At 63.6% G+C, this 18897-nt stretch carries 10 protein-coding genes; 3 read left to right on the forward strand and 7 right to left on the reverse strand.

The features are described 5' to 3' along the window. Nucleotides 1–43: 43 nt before the first annotated feature. From K5H97_RS00555 to K5H97_RS00580, 6 genes are all read right to left on the reverse strand, one after another. Nucleotides 44–6913: a S8 family serine peptidase gene (locus K5H97_RS00555; RefSeq protein ID WP_051555604.1), complete on the reverse strand. Its 6870-nt coding sequence runs from the start codon at nucleotides 6911–6913 to the stop codon at nucleotides 44–46. A gap of 485 nt (nucleotides 6914–7398) precedes the next feature. Continuing rightward, nucleotides 7399–7785 carry a hypothetical protein gene (locus K5H97_RS00560; RefSeq protein WP_028688703.1) on the reverse strand — a complete coding sequence of 129 codons (387 nt, stop codon included), beginning with the start codon at nucleotides 7783–7785 and terminating at the stop codon, nucleotides 7399–7401. Nucleotides 7786–7955: 170 nt separating this feature from the next. Then, nucleotides 7956–8486 carry a hypothetical protein gene (locus K5H97_RS00565; RefSeq protein ID WP_028688702.1) on the reverse strand — a complete coding sequence of 177 codons (531 nt, stop codon included), beginning with the start codon at nucleotides 8484–8486 and terminating at the stop codon, nucleotides 7956–7958. 90 nt (nucleotides 8487–8576) lie between these two features. Continuing rightward, nucleotides 8577–9992, reverse strand: a complete 1416-nt coding sequence (locus K5H97_RS00570; protein WP_028688701.1) for an HlyD family type I secretion periplasmic adaptor subunit — start codon at nucleotides 9990–9992, stop codon at nucleotides 8577–8579. A gap of 31 nt (nucleotides 9993–10023) precedes the next feature. Continuing rightward, nucleotides 10024–12150, reverse strand: a complete 2127-nt coding sequence (locus K5H97_RS00575) for a type I secretion system permease/ATPase (RefSeq protein WP_028688700.1) — start codon at nucleotides 12148–12150, stop codon at nucleotides 10024–10026. A gap of 121 nt (nucleotides 12151–12271) precedes the next feature. Next, nucleotides 12272–13687, reverse strand: a complete 1416-nt coding sequence (locus K5H97_RS00580; RefSeq protein ID WP_081791510.1) for a TolC family outer membrane protein — start codon at nucleotides 13685–13687, stop codon at nucleotides 12272–12274. A 441-nt stretch (nucleotides 13688–14128) separates the two neighbouring features. Here K5H97_RS00580 and K5H97_RS00585 point away from each other — a divergent pair, with 441 nt between their 5' ends. Both K5H97_RS00585 and K5H97_RS00590 read left to right on the forward strand, forming a co-directional pair. Further along, nucleotides 14129–14848, forward strand: coding sequence for a carbonic anhydrase (locus tag K5H97_RS00585; RefSeq protein ID WP_028688698.1), 720 nt, complete (start codon nucleotides 14129–14131; stop codon nucleotides 14846–14848). A 188-nt stretch (nucleotides 14849–15036) separates the two neighbouring features. Then, nucleotides 15037–16572, forward strand: a complete 1536-nt coding sequence (locus K5H97_RS00590; protein WP_220467265.1) for a SulP family inorganic anion transporter — start codon at nucleotides 15037–15039, stop codon at nucleotides 16570–16572. 157 nt (nucleotides 16573–16729) lie between these two features. Here the strand turns inward: K5H97_RS00590 and K5H97_RS00595 are convergent, their stop codons facing one another. Continuing rightward, complete coding sequence (locus K5H97_RS00595; RefSeq protein ID WP_028688696.1) at nucleotides 16730–17371, reverse strand: hypothetical protein; 642 nt, start codon at nucleotides 17369–17371, stop codon at nucleotides 16730–16732. Between the two features lie 381 nt (nucleotides 17372–17752). Between K5H97_RS00595 and coxB the strand changes: the two genes are divergently transcribed. After that, nucleotides 17753–18880: a cytochrome c oxidase subunit II gene (coxB, locus tag K5H97_RS00600; RefSeq protein ID WP_028688695.1), complete on the forward strand. Its 1128-nt coding sequence runs from the start codon at nucleotides 17753–17755 to the stop codon at nucleotides 18878–18880. The last annotated feature ends 17 nt before the right edge of the window (nucleotides 18881–18897 follow it).

Consider the following 18897-nt stretch of genomic DNA (forward strand, 5'->3'; position numbering starts at 1 on the left):
GATGCCGTCACCTGGAGGCTCGCAAGCCTCCAGGTGCCAGGCGTTAGCGCCAGTTGGCGGCGAGGACCGGCTGCAAGGCTTGCGCCTGCGCCGCGTCGAAGCTGGTAGCAGCCGCGCCGGGCGGCGCGAACGCCGCCATGGCCTGGACCAGTTGCTCGACATTGCGGTCCGACAAGTGCTGACCGTTACCGGCAACGATGTCGCGGACCCGGGCTGGCGAGCTGGCATACCAGTCATGCAGGGTGACCTGCTGCGCACTGCCGATACGGCTGATCAGCAGGTCATCGCCCTGGTGCTGGAACCACAGCTGTTCGGGCAGTACGGGCTTGCCGAAGTTCAAGGTGCTCATGGAACCCCGGAATGCAACCTCGGTATGACCTTCACCGACTTCCACATCGGCCATGCTGCCTTCGACCACGACGTTGTTGTGGCCTTTGCCCAGCTTGATCTTGGTGAACGACGATGACGTCTCGATGCGGTTGTCGCCATCGCCGACCACCAGCTTGCGGAATTCGCCTTTGATCGAGTTGCCGCCATTGCCCAGGGTGATCTCGGCGAACGAGCCCGAGCTTTCGACATGGTTGTCGCCATTACCGGCAACCAGTTTGTCGAGCCTGCCGTTGATGGTATTGCGGCCATCGCCCAGCGTGACGTCGGCGGATGAGCCGGTGGTTTCGATGAAGTTGTCGCCATTGCCGGCCACCAGCTTGTCGAGACTACCCTTGATGGTGTTGTGGCCGTTGCCCAGCGTGAGGTTGGTAGACGATCCGGTCGTTTCGATGAGGTTGTCACCATGACCGGCTACCAGCGTGCCGACCCCTCCCTTGACCGTGTTGTTACCATCACCCAGGGTTACCTCTGCCCGCGAGCCAGTGGCAAAGACCTGCTGGTCGTCCCTGCCCAGCAGGGTGGCTTTGGCCCCGCTGCCGAGCAGTGCCAGATGACGGCCGCCGCTGGCGGTGACCTTGGTGAACGAATTGCTTAGGTTCACCGCGTACTGGTCGTCTGCCAGGGTGACGCTGCTGAACATCGGCACGGTCATCACCGTCGGTTGGACCATCAGGTGCAGCACGGCACTAGTTTGGCTGCCGGCATTCACCTTGATATCGAAGGTGCCGGCGAGACCGGCCTCAGGTATCCCTGCCAGCGACGCCTGAGCCGAGTCGAAGCTCATCCAGGCTGGCAGCGGCGAGCCGTCGGCAAGGCTGACCTGGTAAACCGGTGCCTGGTCCTTGAGCGCCATGCCGAATAGCCCGCTCAAGGAGCCAGCGCTCCAGGCCTGACCGGCGACGATCAACTGATAGGCCTGCGCTGGTGAGGTGCTGGCCTGTGGCTTCGATGCCGGGGTGGCGTCGGAGGACGTGGGGTGTTTGAGGTAGTCGCTGGCATTGATGTCCGGCAGTGTCACCGGCTTGTGCTCGAACCGGTCGTTGTGGACCTCCTCCATGATCTGCTTGTGCCGGCGCCTTGCTTCTTCGACGATCGAGTCGACATCAGTGCTTGTGTGCAGGTCGACCGCAGGTCGATCAGCGATTTCGATGAGCGTTGGCCGAAAGTCGGGGATTTCGACAGGTCCGGTCGGCTTGAGCAATTCGTCCGTGCGGCGGTTGCTTTCCTCCATGATCTGCTCGTGTCGACGCCTCGCTTCTTCGAGGATCGAGTTGATATCGGTACTTGGACGCAGGTCGACCGTAGGTCGGTCAGGGATTCTGATTTCCGGGATCTCGATGGGCGATGGCCGGATGTCAGGAATCTCGACAGGCCGCGTCGGTACGCCCGGATGGTCATCGAAGCGCTTGCGCCAGTCGTCCGTGCCGCGATTGAGCAGGTCGTTCAGATCCGGGATCCGGTGATCCGGAATGCTGAAGTCCGGAACCCGGACATCGGGAATCTTGATGTCGGGACGCTCGACGATCGGCGTGAGCCGGTCGGGGATCTCGATGGGCTTGACCCGGTCCGGCAGCGACAGGTCGATCCCCGGCAGGCGGGTCGGCGGCAGCGGGGGCTGGCCGGTTTCCACCGGCAGATGGGCGCTGGCGAAGATGAAGTCGCCGGCATCGAGCTGGGCCACTTCGATGGCGTCGAGGTAAGCCAGGTTGACCGGCTGATTCGCGCCGCGCAGCACGTTGGTGCTCAGTTCAACGCCATGGATCTGCGACAGGCCATTGATGGTGCCGCGGTTCTTCTGGACGATGCTCAGCTCTTCGAAACGGGTGACACCGACCTGGCTCAGGTCGATCTTGTCGATGCCATGACGGAAGCCGCGCAAGGCATTGTGGTAGTCACTGGCATTGAGCTGGTGACTGATGATGAAGCGGTCCGAGGTGGCGCTGTCGTGGCTGTACACCTTGCCCGCCAGCGCGGCGATCAGTTGGCCGTCGGCGCCGCTGCTGAAGCTTACGCCCTCGCCACCGCCGCTGAGCACCACGGTGCCGGCGACGGTGCCGGTGTCCACGTTTGGTCGGCTACTGTCGACATAGTTGGCCGGGGCGACGAAGCGGTCCTGGAACTGGAAGTTCGCCGCGCTGATGTTGCCCAGCGACTGTCCGCTCAGCAGGATGTGCTGGCCGTTGCCCAGGTCGACGCGGACATCCGCGCCCTGCTGCTGCAGGGTCAGGTCGGCGAAGGTCTTGCCAGTGAAACCGACCAGGTCGATGACCTCCCCTTTTGCCGCTTCGAAGCGGTGCACGGTGTCCTGGCCGCCCTCGCGGCGATGGACCACGAAGAAGTCCTTGCCGTTGCCGCCGGTCAGGCTGTTGTTGCCTCGGCCACCGTCGAGCAGGGCATCGGCGTTGCCGGCCACCAGGGTGTCGTTGCCGTCACCGCTGATGAGGTTGTGCACGCCGTTCGGGTTGCGCAAGGTCAGCGCCGCGCCGCCGATGCTGGCCACGCCGGTGGCCAGGTTGACTTGGACATCACCGCTGACCGCCGCTGCGTTGAGCGTATTGCGCCCGCCCGCGGTGCCGTTGCCGGCGTCATCCAGCACGCCGCGGCTGGCCTGGCCCTGCACCGCCTTGAGGTACTCGTCGGTGTAGAAGTAGGTGTCGTCCGCACCGGCCTTGCTGCCATACAGGCGCAGGGCCCAGTTGTTGAGGGTCACCGGTTGGCCGTTGCTGGCGTCCTTGACCTCGAGGGTCCAGGTGCCGGCCGAGCGTTCGCCCCAGTCACGGGTGCTCATGAAGCTGTACTTGAAGGGCCCGGAGCGCGTGCTGCCCATGTCGGCGTCGCTGGCGCCGGCCATCCCCTGCGGCACCTTGCCGGTGCGGTCGAGCAGGATGCTGCGGGTGCCATCGGGCGAGACCAGGGTGACGGTCAGGTCGCCGAGGCGGCCGACGCTGGCGTCCAGGTCGATCTCCACGTGCTCGACGTTCAGCCCGGCGTCCATCTGCAGCGAGGTGCTCAGGCTGCCACCGCCGCTCAGGGTCTTGCCCAGGGCGCCGCTGCTGGCGCTGAACACGCTTTCGTCGGCACCGGTGCTGCGGGTCATCCAGCTTTCGGCCAGGCGTACGGCCGCGCGGGCGTCCACTTCGCCGAAGCCGTAGTCGTGGCTGGTGTGCATGCCGCCGCCGTTCCAGTTGCGCGCGCCGTTGTTGTCCCAGCGGGTGGCACTGTCGTTGACCCGGCGGGCCGACAGCGCAAGGATCTGCTGCACGTCGCGGTAGCCCAGGTTGGGGTTGGCTTCGAGCATCAGCGCGGCCACGCCGGAGACGATCGGCGCGGCGAAGCTGGTGCCTTGCATGCTCGTGTAGTCGTTGCCGAAGGTCGAGCCGCGCTCGGTCTCCACCAGGCGGCTGGTGGACAGCACGTTGCTGCCCGGGGCCGAGACCAGCAGGCTGGCGCCGGGGTTGGAGAACGGCGTCGAACCGATCTGCAGGGTCGACAGGTCGCCCTGGGCGTTGATCGCCCCGACCTCGATCGAGAAGCGGTTGTTGTTGGTCAGCGAGCCTTGGGCGCTGCCGCCGTGGGCGCGCTGGTTGCCGCCGGCGGTGACGATCACCGTGCCCAGGCCACCGCGACCGTTGTGCGCGGCATAGCGGGCGTTTGCCGCCAGGGCGCTGGCGGTGTCGATGGCGCCGTTCTGTAGGTTGCTGATGGCGAAGTCGTTCTGGAAGCCCCAGCTGTGGTTGGCGACGTCATAGTTGACCATGTTGCCCAGGCCAGTCAGGTCGTCGCCCTTGTTGGCCAGGTAGAAACCGCTGAGCTTGGCGTCATAGGCCACGCCCACGCCGCCCTGGTCGTTGCGCCCGGCCACCATCACCCCGGCGACCATGGTCGCGTGGTTGGAGGCCAGCTCTGGCAGCACGCCCTTGTCGCGCTGGGTCTTGAGCCAGGCCTGGTCGACGTTGGCGGCCAGGTCCGGGTGCTGGATGTCGAAGATTTCCGGCGCCGTGGCGAACTCGCCGCCCGGTTCGAACATGGCGATGCGCACGCCCTTGCCGGTGTAGTCCTGCCATACCGGCAGCACGTTGGTGTCGCTCAGGTACCACTGCTGCGCGGCCAGCGGGTCGTTTGGCATGCCGGCGTCGAGCAGGGTCACGCTGGCGCGCATCGGCGCGGTCTGGCCGCTGCCCAGGTCGACCACCGAGGCCGACTTGTTGCCCTGGGCATCGATGATGCCGTACTTGAAGCCCATCATGCCGGTGTAGCCGGCCAGCGGGGTGAACAGCACATCACCTTGGGCGGTGAGGCTGACCGAACCGCCGGTGGCATCGCCGACGTTGTCGATGCGCAGGCCGCCCTTGCTGTCGAGCAGCAGGTCGTTAGCCAGCAGGCTGGAGGCGGCGATCAGGTGCGTGCGCTGGCGGTCGAAACGCTGGCCGTCCTTGTCCAGGCGCAGCACATCGGACACCGGCATGGCGTTGGGGTTGGACAGGTCGACGGCGGAAATATCGGCGAAGTTGAGCTTCTGGATATTGCGCAGTTGCACGGTACCGTCGCGACCGGTCACGTTGTCGGCTACCAGGTAGCCGTTGCTGGTATGGGTGATGCGGTACTCACCGTACTTGCCGTGCAGGGTGACCAGGTTGGTGCCGCCACCGCCGTCGATCTGTGCGTTGCCGTGACCGACCTCGATCACATCGTCGGCCGCACCGCCGTGGATGACATCGTTGCCGCCACCGGCGTGGATGATGCTGCCGCCTGCGGACGCGTAGATCAGGTCGCCGTTGGGCCCTGCATAGATCACCGCCTTGCCACTGCCGCCGATGAGCGTGTTGTGGCCGCTACCGCCGACCAGTACATCGTTGCCGGCGCCGCCGATCAGGGTGGCACTGCCCTCCCCGCCCTTGATGAACACGCCGGCGCCACCGCCGCTGCGGATCACATCGTCGCCGCGACCGCCCTGGGCAATGGTCAGCCCGGCCTTGGCCATGTTCAGCTCTACGCCCTGGTCTCCAACGATCAGCGCCGTGTCGCGGCCACCGTTGCCGTGGATGTTCTGTGGGTCGTCGCTGGCGCTGATGACAAAGACATCGTCGCCGGCACCACCGATGTAGGTATTGCTGCCAGCACCGCCGACCAGCCAGCTGCCGCTGGCCGTAGCAGTGAGTTGGTCGTTGCCGCTGCCGCCATACAGGTTGTTCACCCCAAGGGTCGTAGCGTCCAGCTGTTCGCCCTGGTTGCTGGTGCTGCTGTAGGCGATGGTGGTGGCGCCGTCGCTGTTTGATACCACGCGGATGCCATCGCCCTGGCGGGTGGTGGTGCTGCTTACCGGGTCGCCCAGGAAGTCCACGGCCAGCGCTTCCCGGCTGGCGCCGCCGATCGTGAACGAACCCCGGGCCAGCACACGGCTGCCATCGCGGGTCTCGCCCGGCGTGCCAGCGGCGCGCACGTTGATCTGGGTGATGCCCAGTTCGGCCAGGGTCTTCAGCTCACCGCCGTCGACACGGGCGTCATGGCTGGCATCCACCCACACACGCAGCCGGTTCCAGATTGGGTCACGGGCATCGATGATGCCATCGCCGTTGCCATCCTCGCTGGCCAGCGCGGCGAAGCCATCCTTGAAACGGGCCTCGCCGGCCGCACCGTTCACGCCGGCCTTGCCCTTGTAGTACTCGGAGAACATCTGGCTGACGTCCTTGACCTGGCCGCTGCCATCGTCGATCACCAGCATGCCGGTCTTGCGGTCGGCCCAGGCGCTGCGCTTGAGCGTGCCGCTGTGGTCGGTGTCGAACAGCACGGCGTCGCTCAGGTCGGTCATGCGCACGCCTTCGCCGCCCAGGTCGAGCAGCAGTGGGTCGACGTAGGTGTTGCGGGTGGTCATGGCCGACAGGCCGTTGAGGGTCACCGCGTTGCGCACGCTGAAATCGAAACCGCTGGTGCTCGGCTGGTCGAGGTAGAACTTCGACAGGTGGCTGTTGGGGCGGGCGTTCGGGTCCAGTTGCATTTCGCCAGGGCGGATGCCGCCCGAGGTCAGGCTGGCCATCTGCGTGGAGGCGAAGTCGGTCTTGTTGAGAATACCGCCGAGGGCGAACACGTTGTGGGTCGCGGCGTTCTGCACATAGCCGTTGCTCACGTCCTGGCGTGCCTGGTCTTCGCCCTGGATGTGCTGCTGTGGCTTGGGCGAGGCGTCGATGTGGATCTGGATCGACTGGTTGGTATCGGGCTGGACGGGAGTGTCGTCACCGGCACCGAACCACTGGAACATCTTGTAGGTGTTGTCCGCAGCGAAGCGCCTTAGCTCATTGGCATATTTCCATGCGGGAAGCATGTCCAATTCGGTGAAGCTGGAAATGTACCGACTGACCCCGGCGAGGTTCTGCATGACAGCGAGCCTGAGGTGCTTTGCGTAGGTTTCGCCTTGGCCCGGGATGGTCGAAACCTCGCGGTTGAGACCTCCCAGCAGAGGGGGGAAGGTATCGGCGATGGTGCCAGGCCATTGCCATGATTCGAGGCCAAACGCATCGACAGTCATATCCCGATCATCCTTCATGATGTCGTTGATCGGGGGGAAACCACCATTTTTTATGATACTGTCCGCAATATTCCAGGCGAGCTTATCGGAGCCTTTTTGAAATTCAGTGTCGGAAAGAGGTTTACCTTTACTTGCCGCCGCGAACTGCATTGACCCGCGGACCATCTGGTTTGGAAACTGACCATCATTCGAGTTGACGCTGATAGCTACATTCAACCACGTCTGAGCAGTAGTCAAATCGTCTAGCGCTTGAGCATCGTGAGTGATAGTTTTTTGCGCAGTCACGACCTCGAGCATATAGCGATACATGTCGGGGTAGCGTTTGCTATCGCGCAGGCGTGTGAGTTCTGACAGCTGCTCAGCTGTCATGTTCATCCTTTAACCTTAATTTGAGTGCGTACGAGAGGATTCTCGCAGATGAGTGAGTTTGCGCTGGCGCGCTCCCTGATCGGCGAAAAGAAGCCTAATCATGTTATGTGTGTTTTCTACTCCTGGGTTTTGATGAAAACTCTGTTCAGAAGCTTGAGCACCGCATCGTCCATTTGTTTAAAGTTTTTTATGTTTCGACTGTATTGATAGTTCACGTCGAGCCCCTTGTAAGTCCTATGGGCTACCCAGGTCTCCACGATGGCTGTCACGTAAAATTTTTCACCGTCGGACCCTGTCAAAAGATAGGTGGCATCGTCATCGCTGCCATATATCGTAATGCCAGGTTCCTCGCGTGTTGGCTTAAGTGTTGCGAACGCGGCCATCAAATTGAAATATGGACCGGCCTCACGAATGCGGACTCTGATCTTTCGGTTACGCGGGGTTTGCTCAACGACTTCGCCCGTTGGGAAGTCCAATGTCATAAAAATTTGTGGCGATCCCATTCGTTCGAGTGTCCTGCACTCTTGATCACTCAGCTCAAGGTGCGCCAGGCGGGACGGCGCAGGACCCACGTTTGGCCTGCAGTCGGCGATAACAGTAAGGGGTAGACAAGCCGCCAGCAAAAAACAAACTGGATTTAGAATGCTGGGGCGGCGGTATGACTTGAGCCTAATCATTGTTCACCCTGGCGCCCGAGCATGTGCTCGAGCGCAGCCATTATGAGATTGTCAATTGTTGCAAAGTTCGTGAGTCGGCGGTCGTATTGATACTGGATCAACACCCCGCTATACATGCGCTTCGCAAGCCACGTATAGCCGCGTTCTTTGATAACAATGCGCGCGCTATCACTACCCCTGAGCAGATAAAATTCTTCGCTCGAGTCTTTATAGACATCCAGGTCGCCGATGCTTCGGATGTAAGAGGCCCCGTCAAGCATGCGATCTAACCGATGCGTCGAGTCGACATGGTATAGAAGGAGGTGAATGGTCTCCCCCCGCCATGCCGAGTCAACGACTTTACCTTCCGGATAGCTGAGGCGCATCGGGATGATGGGCCCATCAATATACGAGATCGTACGGCATTCAGCCTCTGACAGATTCAACTCGTAGACGGCGTTGTTACGAGTGTCACGAAACGTACAGGCGATGCTGGCACTGGAAAACAGATACAAGAAAACTATTGGGATTAATCGAGCCGGCGTCATTGGAGTGATTCCTGGGTTGCCATATTCGGCGTACTTGGATGTTTAATGGATGTGCTCGAATTCTGGATAAGCCAGCCCAGGTCTCAAGCGTTATCGTTCCCGCAAACTTTCTTGCGCATGCTGTTGCAACGGACTCAGGAAGTAATCGATCACCGTCCGCTGATCGGTCTTGATCTCGGCGCTCACCGCCATGCCCGGCGTCAGCGCCACGGCCTGGCCGTTGACCTGCAGGTGGTCGCTGGCCAGGCGGATGCGGCTGCTGTACACCAACCCGCGGCGTTCGTCCTCGATGGCGTCGCGTGACACGCTCAGCACTTCGCCCTGTACCGTGCCGTAGCGGGTGTAGGTGAAGGTCTCGACCTTGACCGTGACTGCCTGCCCGACCTGGACGAAGCCGACGTCCTTGTTCTCCAGCAGTGCCTCGACCTCCACCGGCTGGTCACCGGGCACGATGACCATCAACGCCTGGGCCGGGGTGACCACGCCGCCGACGGTGTGCACCGCCAGCTGCTGGACGGTGCCGTCGACCGGGGCCAGCAGCTGGGTGCGGGCTTCCTGGTAGCGCGCCTTGGCCAGTTCCTGGCGCAGGCTGGCGACCTTCTGCCCGGCGGTCTGCTGCAGGTCGAGCAGGCTGCGCCGGGCCTGGGCCACCACGCCCTCGCGGCGGCGGCGGGCCTCGGACTGCGCGGCGGTCGACTGCAGCACGCTGGCTTGCTGCACCTGCAGCTGGCGCTCCAGGTCGAGGCGGGCCTGTTCCTTGTCGAGGTATTCGTGGCGGGCCACGTACTGCTGCTCCAGCAGGTTCTGGTAGTCCCGGGCCAGCTGCGTGGCGATCGGCAGGGTCTTGCGCAGGCTCGCCACCTGCACCTGTGCGGCCTGGATCTCGGCGCCGCGCTGCTGGATCTCGGCATCGACCTGGTCGAGGTTGTTGCGGTATTCCTGGTACTGCCCCTGCAGCCAGCGTTCGGCATCCTGCACCTGTTGCGCGTCGGCGTGCTCGATGTCGCCTTGCAACCCCTGCGGTGGCTGGCCGCTGGCGATGGCCTGGAGCATCGCGCTGCTGCGCGCCACGTCGATGCGCGCGGCCAGCAGTTCGCTTTCGCTGCGACGCACATCGGCGTCGGCGGTGGTCGGGTCGAGTTCGAGCAGCAACTCGCCAGCCTTCACGCGCTGGCCATCGCTGACGTGGATGGCCTTGACCACCGCGGTCTCGCTGGGCTGGACCAGCTTGGTGCGCCCGCTCGGCACCACCTTGCCCGAGGCCACCGCGACCACGTCGATATGACCGAGGCAGGCCCACAGCAGGGCCAGGGCGGCAAAGCCCATGATGCTCCAGACGAACACCCGCGGCGCCGGGTGCGGTGGACGCTCTTGCAGGGCCAGGGCGGCGGGCAGGAACTCGATTTCGTGGGCGGCGCGCAGGGGCGCGTCGAGCGCCTTGCGTTGGCGCCAGGCGTGCTGCCAGGCCTCGCGGTAGCGCTGCCAGAGGCTGGAATAGGCGGACATGGCCTCTCCTTGGTATGAGGTGGTGAGAGGATCAGCCCTGTTGCAGGCGGTGCAGCCTGGCGTAGTGCCCGGCCTGGTGCGCGAGCAGTTCGGCGTGGCTGCCTTGTTCGACGATCTGCCCACGGTCCACCACGACGATGCGGTTGGCATCGCGCACGGCGGACAGGCGGTGGGCGATGATGATCACCGTGCGCCCCTGGCAGATCGAACGCATGTTCTGCTGGATGATGCGTTCGGACTCGTAGTCCAGCGCGCTGGTGGCTTCGTCGAAGATCAGGATGCGCGGGTCGCCGATCAGCGCCCGGGCAATGGCGATGCGCTGGCGTTGCCCGCCCGAGAGCGAGGCGCCGTGCTCGCCCACCATCGTGTCGTAGCCTTCGGCGAGTTCGAGGATGAAGTCGTGGGCACCGGCCAGGCGCGCCGCCTGCATCACGTTTTCCAACGGGGTGCCGGGGTCGGCCAGGGCGATGTTCTCGCGGATGCTGCGGTTGAACAGCAGGTTGTCCTGCTGCACCACGCCGATCTGTCGGCGCAGCGAGGACGCATCGGCCAGGGCCAGGTCCATACCGTCGACCAGCACCCGGCCGCGTTCGGGCACATACAGCCGCTGCAGCAGGCGGGTCAGGGTGCTCTTGCCGGAGCCGGAGCGGCCGACCACGCCGATCACTTCGCCCGGCGCGATACGCAGGCTGACCCCGCGCAAGATCTCCGAGCCGTCGGCACGGTAGCGGAAATGCACCTGGTCGAACTCGATGCCACCTTGCAACGGCGGCAGTGCGCTGCGGGCCGAGGACGACAGTTCGGTGCGGGTATTGAGGATGTCGCCCAGGCGCTGCACCGACACGCCGGTCTGCTGGAAGCTGGTCCACAGCTGGGCCAGGCGCATGATCGGCTGGGCCACGCGCCCGGCCAGCATGTTGAAGGCGATCAGCTCGCCGACCGTGAGCTGGCCGTCGATCACCAGGCGTGCGCCGAGCCAGAGGGTGGCGACGGTCACCAGCTTGCCGATCAGGCCGACGCTTTCGTTGGCCAGGGTCGACAGGGTCTGGGTCTTGAAGCCCGCGGCGACATAGGCCGCCAGCTGGTTGTCCCAGCGCCGCAGGACTTGCGGCTCGACGGCCATCGACTTGAGGGTGTCGATGCCGTTGACCGTCTCGACCAGGAACGCCTGGTTCTCGGCGCCACGGTTGAAGCTGTCCTGCAGGCGCTGGCGCAGCACCGGTGTGATCAGCAGCGAAACCAGCGCGTAGAGCGGCAGCGAAGCCACCACCACCAAGGTCAGCCAGCCGCTGTAGTAGAACATCACGGCGATGAACACCACTGAGAACAACACGTCCATCACCAGGGTGATGGCGTTGCCGGTGAGGAAGTTGCGGATGTTCTCCAGCTCGCGCACCCGCGCCACCGAGTCGCCGACCCGGCGCGCCTGGAAGTAGGCCAGCGGCAGGTGGATCAGGTGGTGGAACAGGCGTGAGCCCAGTTCGACGTCGATGCGGCTGGCGGTGTGGGCGAAGACGAAGCTGCGCAGGCCGCTCAAGGCAGTTTCGAACAGCATGATGCCGAGCAGGCCGATGGCGATCACGTCCAGGGTGGTCAGGCCGTGGTGCACCAGGACCTTGTCCATCACCACCTGGAAGAACAGCGGTGTCAGCAGGGCGAAGATCTGCAGCACGAAGGACACCAGGGTCACTTCGCCGAGCAGCTTGCGGTGCTTGACGATGGCCGGGATGAACCAGGTGAAATCGAAGCGCGAGGACTCGCCGGGGGCCATTGCTTCGCTGCGCACCAGCAGCAACTCGCCGCTCCAGCGTTGCTCGAGGGTGGCCAGGTCGATGACCTCGGGTCGCTCGGCACGCGGATCCTGGATCAGCACCTTGGCCTGGTCCATGCGGGCGATGATGAAGAAACCGCCCTCACGGTCGGCGGCAATCGCCGGCAGTGGCGTCTGCGCCAGGCGCTCTGCGCGGGTCTCGACGCGTTTTGCCTTGAGGCCAAGTTTGCGCGAAGCCAGCAGCAGCTGCGGGATAGCGAAGGCTTGCTGGCCATCGGTGAATTCGTGGGCCAACTGTTCGCTGGAGGCTGCCACACTGTGGAAACGGGCCAGCATCAGCAGGCAGATCAGCCCGGTGTCCGGGGTGCCTGTTTGGTGTTCACTCATAACGCGTCCATGCAGGCTGGTATGGCCTGGTAAAGCTACCTATTTCAATAGGTTAGCGAAGTTCCGCAAAACTTTGTAATCATTTTGCCATCATCAGATGATTGTTATTTCATTCGACTGTTTAACCGGCGACAGGCCGCCTGGCCTCTGGCGGCAGGAAGTCGCGATCCGGGTCGTAGTCCCGGCTCAAGTAGTGGGACAGCTCAAGCAGGTCCTGGGGGGCCAGGCTGCCGGCGGCCTGCTTGAGCTTCAGCGAGTCGATGATGTAGTCGTAGCGGGCGTCGTTGTATTCGCGCACGGCACGGTACAACTGGCGTTCGGCATTGAGCACATCAGCGGTGTTGCGTGAGCCGAGTGCCCTGCCCACCAGGTTGGCCTTGAGCGACGCCTGGCTGGAGCGGATGCTTTGCTGGCGGGCCTGGACCTGTTCCACATCGGCGTTGACCGCGCGGTGCAGGTTGCGGGTCTGCAGCACCACCTCGCGGCGGCGATCCTCATGTTCGTCTTCGCTCTGGGCCAGGCGTTCGCCTGCCTCACGGACCTGCGAGCTGGTCAATCCACCTGCGTACAGTGGAATGTTCAGCTCCAGCCCCAAGGTGCACTGCGCAATGTCGTCGCGGTAGCCGTTGCGGCCGAAGTCGGTCGGGTTGCTGTAGCCGAAACGGTCGTTGTCGCCCTTGCGATAGGACGCGACGGCATCCAGGGTGGGAGCATGTCCGGCCTTGCGTTGGCGATTGGCCTGCATGGCGGCATCAACGGCGTGTCCGCTGGACAGCAGGCTGAGGTTGCTCTGCACCGCCTGCTCGACCCAGGTGCTGGCATCGTTGGGCACCGGCGCCTGGACCGGCAGCTGGTGGGCGATGCCGGCGATCTGCGCATAGTCCTGGCGGGTCAGGCGGTACAGCGTCTCGAAGGCGTCGTCGACCTTGCGTTGCGCCAGTTGGCGGTTGGCGCTGGCGTTGTCGTAGGCTGCCTGGGCATCGAGCACATCGGTGATGCTGGAGGCGCCGTTGGCCAGACGTCCCTGGGCCTGTTCCTGCTGGCGCTTGAGGGCCTTGGCTTCGGCCTTGGCCGCGGCCAGCGCATCGAGCGCGCGCAGGGTATCGAAGTAGGCCTCTGCGGTTTGCAGGATGAGCGACTGTTCCTTTGCGGCGAGGTCCAGGCCGGCTTGCGCCGTACCGGCCTCGGCGGCCTTGAGGGCGTACCAGCGATCCAGGCGCAGCAGCGGTTGGTTGAGGTTGGCCTGGTAGACCATGCCGCTGCGGGTACGGGTGAGCGCGGGCTCGTCGCGCTGCAGGCGGGTGCTTTCGAAGGTGGCGCCGGCATTGAGGGTTGGCAGCAGCCCCGCCCGTGCTTGCGGCACGCGTTCGCTGAGTGCCTGGAACTCGTGGCGGGCGGCGCTCAGACGCGCATCCTGTTCGACGGCGTGTTGATAGACCTGCAGCAGTTCGGCGCGTTGCGGCTCGGCAAGCAATGGCGTGCACAAGATCAGGCCTGCCAGGAAGGTGGTGTGGATCAAGGTATTGCGGAGGCGCATGACGGTCCGTGTCTGGCGGTGACGAAGGACGCGCATCCTATACTGGCGAAGTGCCTCTAAAAAATCGGAAGAGCGACATGAATGTTGTCAGAAAGCTCGCAGTAGAGCGTCTCCTTGGGTTTTTGACTGCATTTCCCACGCGGCTAGGCGCCTGGCACGGCATGCACTGCATCAGCGCAACTAAAACAACCCTGTAATTTCACTCATGACCCTTGGCATCTGATGCTTTTTTGCTATTATCCAGCACTCCCCTCGCTCATCTAGAACGCCCGTTCTAGAGCCTGCGCAATTAAGTTTCAGTTAAGTTTCCTACGCTAGCGTGAGTCATGAGTCAGCAGTGACTGTGATTATTTACCCGTGCGCGTCATCTAAATCCCCGCGTCACCCCAATCTTTCCCCGGTAACATGGCATTCACTTTCAAACCGTCAAGAGGATGAATCATGCCCGTCAAGGACCCATCCAAGGTTGTCCCGGCCGCACCCGCCGAAAGCGCCGATGCCGCCCTCAAGCATATCGTCGACGGCTTCCTGCGGTTCCACACCGAAGTCTTCCCCGAGCAGCAAGAGCTGTTCAAGAAACTGGCCACCGCGCAGAAGCCGCGCGCCATGTTCATCACCTGCGCCGACTCGCGCATCGTGCCTGAGCTGATTACCCAGAGCTCGCCGGGCGACCTGTTCGTCACCCGTAACGTCGGCAACGTCGTGCCGCCGTATGGCCAGATGAACGGCGGTGTGTCGAGCGCCATTGAATACGCGGTGCTGGCGCTGGGCGTGCACCACATCATCGTCTGCGGTCATTCCGACTGCGGCGCCATGCGCGCGGTGCTCAACCCACAGTCGCTGAGCAAGATGCCGACCGTTTCCGCCTGGTTGCGCCATGCCGAAGTGGCGCGGACCGTGATCGAGGACAACTGCTCCTGCGGCAGCGAGCACGAAAGCATGCAGTTGGTGACCAAGGAAAACGTCATCGCCCAGCTGCACCACCTGCGTACCCATCCGTCGGTCGCTTCGCGCCTGGCCGCCGGACAGCTGCACATCCATGGCTGGATCTACGACATCGAAACCAGCCAGATCGAAGCCTACGATGCCGCCAGCGATCGCTTCCTGCCGCTGACCGCCGGCGAGCCGATCCCCTCTGCCACACCGAGAGGCCGCTACTAAGCGACCCGAACACGCTGAACAAGCCTTGATTGCCGGCTGCACCCGACGGGTGCGGCGCGGCCTTCGCCTGCCTTGAATCTCCCTGAATGCCTTGCCGGCAGACCTGCTGGCGGCTCGCGCCTGCGCGTCATTCAGGGTTCCCCGTGCTGGCGGCCAGCGGAATGGCCGTGAATCTAGAAAGGAGCTACATGGTGAACATGACACAGATAAAGGCGGCCCTGCCGCGCGAGTTGCTGGCTTCGGTGGTGGTTTTCCTGGTCGCCCTGCCGTTGTGCATGGGCATTGCCATCGCCTCGGGCATGCCACCGGCCAAAGGACTGATCACCGGCATCATTGGCGGTATCGTGGTGGGTTTTCTTGCCGGCTCGCCATTGCAGGTCAGCGGCCCGGCGGCGGGGCTGGCAGTGCTGGTGTTCGAACTGGTGCGCCAGCATGGCGTGGCGATGCTCGGGCCGATCCTGCTGCTGGCCGGCCTGCTGCAACTGCTGGCCGGGCGCCTACGCCTGGGCTGTTGGTTCCGGGTCACGGCGCCGGCGGTGGTGTACGGCATGCTCGCCGGGATCGGCGTGCTGATCGTGCTATCCCAGGTGCATGTGATGTTCGACACGGCGCCACAACCCTCGGGCGTGGACAACCTGCTGGGCTTCCCGGCGACGCTGGCTTCGGCCCTGCCGCTGGAAAGCGCGGGCAACGGCTGGCAAGCCGGCGCGCTCGGGCTGGGCACGATCGCCATCATGTGGGGCTGGGAGCGCCTGCGCCCGCAGCGGCTGCGCTTCATCCCCGGTGCCCTGCTTGGGGTGGCGACGATGACGGCCGTCAGCCTGTGGCTGGCGCTGCCGGTTAACCGCGTTCAGGTGCCGGCCGATCTGTCCGAGGCCATCGACTGGTTGCGTCCGGATGACCTGCTCAAGTTGGCCGACCCGACCCTGCTGGTGGCGGCTTTCGCCCTGGCCTTCATCGCCAGTGCCGAGACCTTGCTGTCCGCCGCAGCCGTCGACCGCATGCACAGCGGCCAGCGTTCGGACTTCGACCGTGAGTTGTCGGCGCAAGGTGTTGGCAACATGCTCTGCGGGGTGCTTGGTGCGCTGCCGATGACCGGGGTGATCGTGCGCAGCTCGGCCAACGTCCAGGCCGGCGCGCAGACACGGGCCTCGGCGATCTTCCACGGTATCTGGCTGCTGGCCTTCGTGGTGGCGCTGAGCAGCGTGCTGCAGCAGATCCCGGTGGCCAGCCTGGCTGGGGTGTTGGTCTATACCGGCGTCAAGCTGGTGGACTTCAGGGCGTTCCGTGGTCTTGGCCGCTATGGACGGATGCCGATGTTCACCTATGCGGCGACTGCACTGGCAATCATCTTTACTGACCTGTTGACCGGCGTGTTGCTGGGCTTTGCCCTCACCCTGCTGAAGCTGGCGTTCAAGGCGGCGCGTTTGAAGATCAACCTGGTGGCGCTGGACGTGCCGGGGCACATGGAGCTGCGCCTGAGCGGGGCGGCGACCTTCCTCAAGGTGCCGGCGCTGACCCAGGTGCTGGACACGGTACCGGAAGGGACCACGTTGCATGTGCCGCTGGGCAACCTGAATTATATCGACCATTCCTGCCTGGAACTGCTGGAGGACTGGGGGCGCAGTGGCGCGGCCAAGGGCTCGCGGCTGGTGCTGGAGCAGCGGCGTTTGAAGCGGCGGGTCGAGGGACGGCTGCGGACTACGGCGGGGGTTGGGGCCTAGTCTGATCTGAGGATCCTGGGGCTGCTGCGCAGCCCTTTCGCGACACAAGGCCGCTCCCACAGATACAGCGCAGAAATTGAATCATGCACTGAACCTGTGGGAGCGGCCTTGTGTCGCGAAAGGGCCGCAAAGCGGCCCCGGCAATTTTGAGGTTTGCTCAGGCCGATTGCCCCAGCTCCACACCAAGCTGGCGCGAAAGGCACGGCCAGCGCTTCCATGCTGCGCCGGTAACCGGGCTCGACAGCTTGTCGCGGTAGACCTCCACCGATTCCACGGCAAAGCTCTCGTCATCAAGCATCTCATCCACCGAATGATGCACCACCTCATCCAGCTGGTTGGCAAACGTCTCGCCGATCAGCTGATGGGCGATCAGGTTGGCGACCGTGGTATCCACCGGAATCAGCGGCTGCTGGAAATGGCGGATATACAGGTCGTTGACCTCCTCGACCAGGCGATGCGCCAGGTAGGCCTCGTCCAGCAGGCAGTCCAGCCCGACCTGCCCCGCCATCACGCTCGGCGGCTGCAGGAAGTAGGCCTCGGCAATTTTCAGTACCGGTTTGATCTGCGTCTCGATGCCGGCTTCGAGCGCCACGTTGTGCGCGGCTTCGAGCAGTTCCGGAACCTCGTTGATGTAGGCGCCGACAAAGCGCGCCAGGGTACCCTGGGCATCCTGCTGGGGTAGTTGGATCGATGGATGCAGGTGTGGCAGTTGCAGTTCGAGGCGGGCTTTCAGTTGGCCTGTACGGCTCTCATGTTGATGGGCATTTTCGATCTGCTCGCGTACAGCAGCGATGTTCATGACAACTCCAGGGACATGGCGTTACAAACGGAAGACACTAAGTTAGCTTGCTTACGAGAATGGCTAAGACGCATTTGTTATATCTCTCACGTGCGTGTAGGAAATTGGCTATATCAAAGTGCCATTATTGTGTCCCGGCCCAGTATTCATGAGGCTTTCAGAGCAAACGTTTGGTTGAGCCAAGATCATTTCAAGTGCTGCGTTGCGCACCATTGGTCGGTGTCTATACTCCGGGTGAAACGTGATTCGTTGATGAGGCCCGACTGCCTTAAGCAGGGGGCTCGGTCGTCGAAGCCAGGCAGTCTTGGCCACCGTTCCCCCCTTTGTCGTAGCAGGTCGTCCACGCCTCCGGGACTACAAGAACGATAAGGGGAACCCGCAATGATGCGACATCCACATGTCTGGATGGGCCTGTTGCTGTGGTCGTTGTTCGGTCAGGCACAGGCAGCATGGACGGTGAACATGGCGCCCGGGGCGACGGAAGTCTCCCACGCAGTGTTCGACCTGCACATGACCATCTTCTGGATCTGCGTGATCATCGGCATCGTGGTGTTCGGCGCGATGTTCTGGTCGATGGTCATCCACCGCCGCTCGACCGGGCAGCAGGCCGCGCACTTCCACGAGCACACCTGGGTCGAGATCCTCTGGACAGTGGTTCCCTTCCTGATCCTGGTGGCCATGGCCATTCCGGCCACCAAGACCCTGATCGACATCTACGACGCCAGCGACTCGGACATCGACATCCAGGTCACCGGCTACCAGTGGAAGTGGCACTACAAGTACCTGGGCCAGGACGTCGAGTTCTTCAGCAACCTGGCCACCCCCGCCGAGCAGATCCACAACAAATCGCCGAAGGATGAGCACTACCTGCTCGAGGTCGACCAGCCGCTGGTGCTGCCGGTGGGCGCCAAGGTGCGCTTTTTGGTGACCGCCGCCGACGTCATTCACTCCTGGTGGGTGCCGGCCTTCGCGGTCAAGCGCGACGCCATCCCCGGTTTCGTCAACGAGGCCTGGACCCGGGTCGAGAAGCCGGGCATCTACCGTGGCCAGTGCACCGAGCTGTGCGGCAAGGACCACGGCTTCATGCCGGTGGTGGTCGAGGTGAAGTCCAAGGCCGACTACGACACCTGGCTTGGCGAGCGCAAGGCCGAGGCGGCCAAGCTCAAGGAGCTGACCAGCAAGGACTGGACCCTCGAAGAGCTGGTGGCTCGCGGCGACAAGGTCTACCACACCACCTGCGTGGCCTGTCACCAGGCCGAAGGCCAGGGCCTGCCGCCGATGTTCCCGGCGCTCAAGGGCTCGAAGATCGCCACCGGGCCCAAGGAAGCCCACCTGGGCATCGTCTTCCACGGCAAGCCCGGCACCGCCATGGCGGCGTTCGGCAAGCAACTCTCGGAAGTCGATATCGCCGCCGTGGTCACCTACGAACGCAACGCCTGGGGCAACAACAAGGGCGACATGGTCACGCCGAAGGACGTGCTGGCGCTCAAGCAGGCGGAAAGCAAATGAACCGGTGCCTTAGGGTT

Origin of the sequence: Pseudomonas mosselii (genome assembly GCF_019823065.1) — a bacterium.
GTDB classification, from domain to species: Bacteria; Pseudomonadota; Gammaproteobacteria; order Pseudomonadales; family Pseudomonadaceae; genus Aquipseudomonas; species Aquipseudomonas mosselii.

Coding starts and splice junctions, on each gene's coding strand:
- K5H97_RS00560 (WP_028688703.1), bottom strand. CDS start 7,785: ATGGGATCGCCACAAATTTTTATGACATTGGACTTCCCAACGGGCGAA.
- coxB (WP_028688695.1), top strand. CDS start 17,753: ATGATGCGACATCCACATGTCTGGATGGGCCTGTTGCTGTGGTCGTTG.
- K5H97_RS00570 (WP_028688701.1), bottom strand. CDS start 9,992: ATGTCCGCCTATTCCAGCCTCTGGCAGCGCTACCGCGAGGCCTGGCAG.
- K5H97_RS00585 (WP_028688698.1), top strand. CDS start 14,129: ATGCCCGTCAAGGACCCATCCAAGGTTGTCCCGGCCGCACCCGCCGAA.
- K5H97_RS00565 (WP_028688702.1), bottom strand. CDS start 8,486: ATGACGCCGGCTCGATTAATCCCAATAGTTTTCTTGTATCTGTTTTCC.
- K5H97_RS00575 (WP_028688700.1), bottom strand. CDS start 12,150: ATGAGTGAACACCAAACAGGCACCCCGGACACCGGGCTGATCTGCCTG.
- K5H97_RS00580 (WP_081791510.1), bottom strand. CDS start 13,687: ATGCGCCTCCGCAATACCTTGATCCACACCACCTTCCTGGCAGGCCTG.
- K5H97_RS00595 (WP_028688696.1), bottom strand. CDS start 17,371: ATGAACATCGCTGCTGTACGCGAGCAGATCGAAAATGCCCATCAACAT.
- K5H97_RS00555 (WP_051555604.1), bottom strand. CDS start 6,913: ATGACTGTCGATGCGTTTGGCCTCGAATCATGGCAATGGCCTGGCACC.
- K5H97_RS00590 (WP_220467265.1), top strand. CDS start 15,037: ATGGTGAACATGACACAGATAAAGGCGGCCCTGCCGCGCGAGTTGCTG.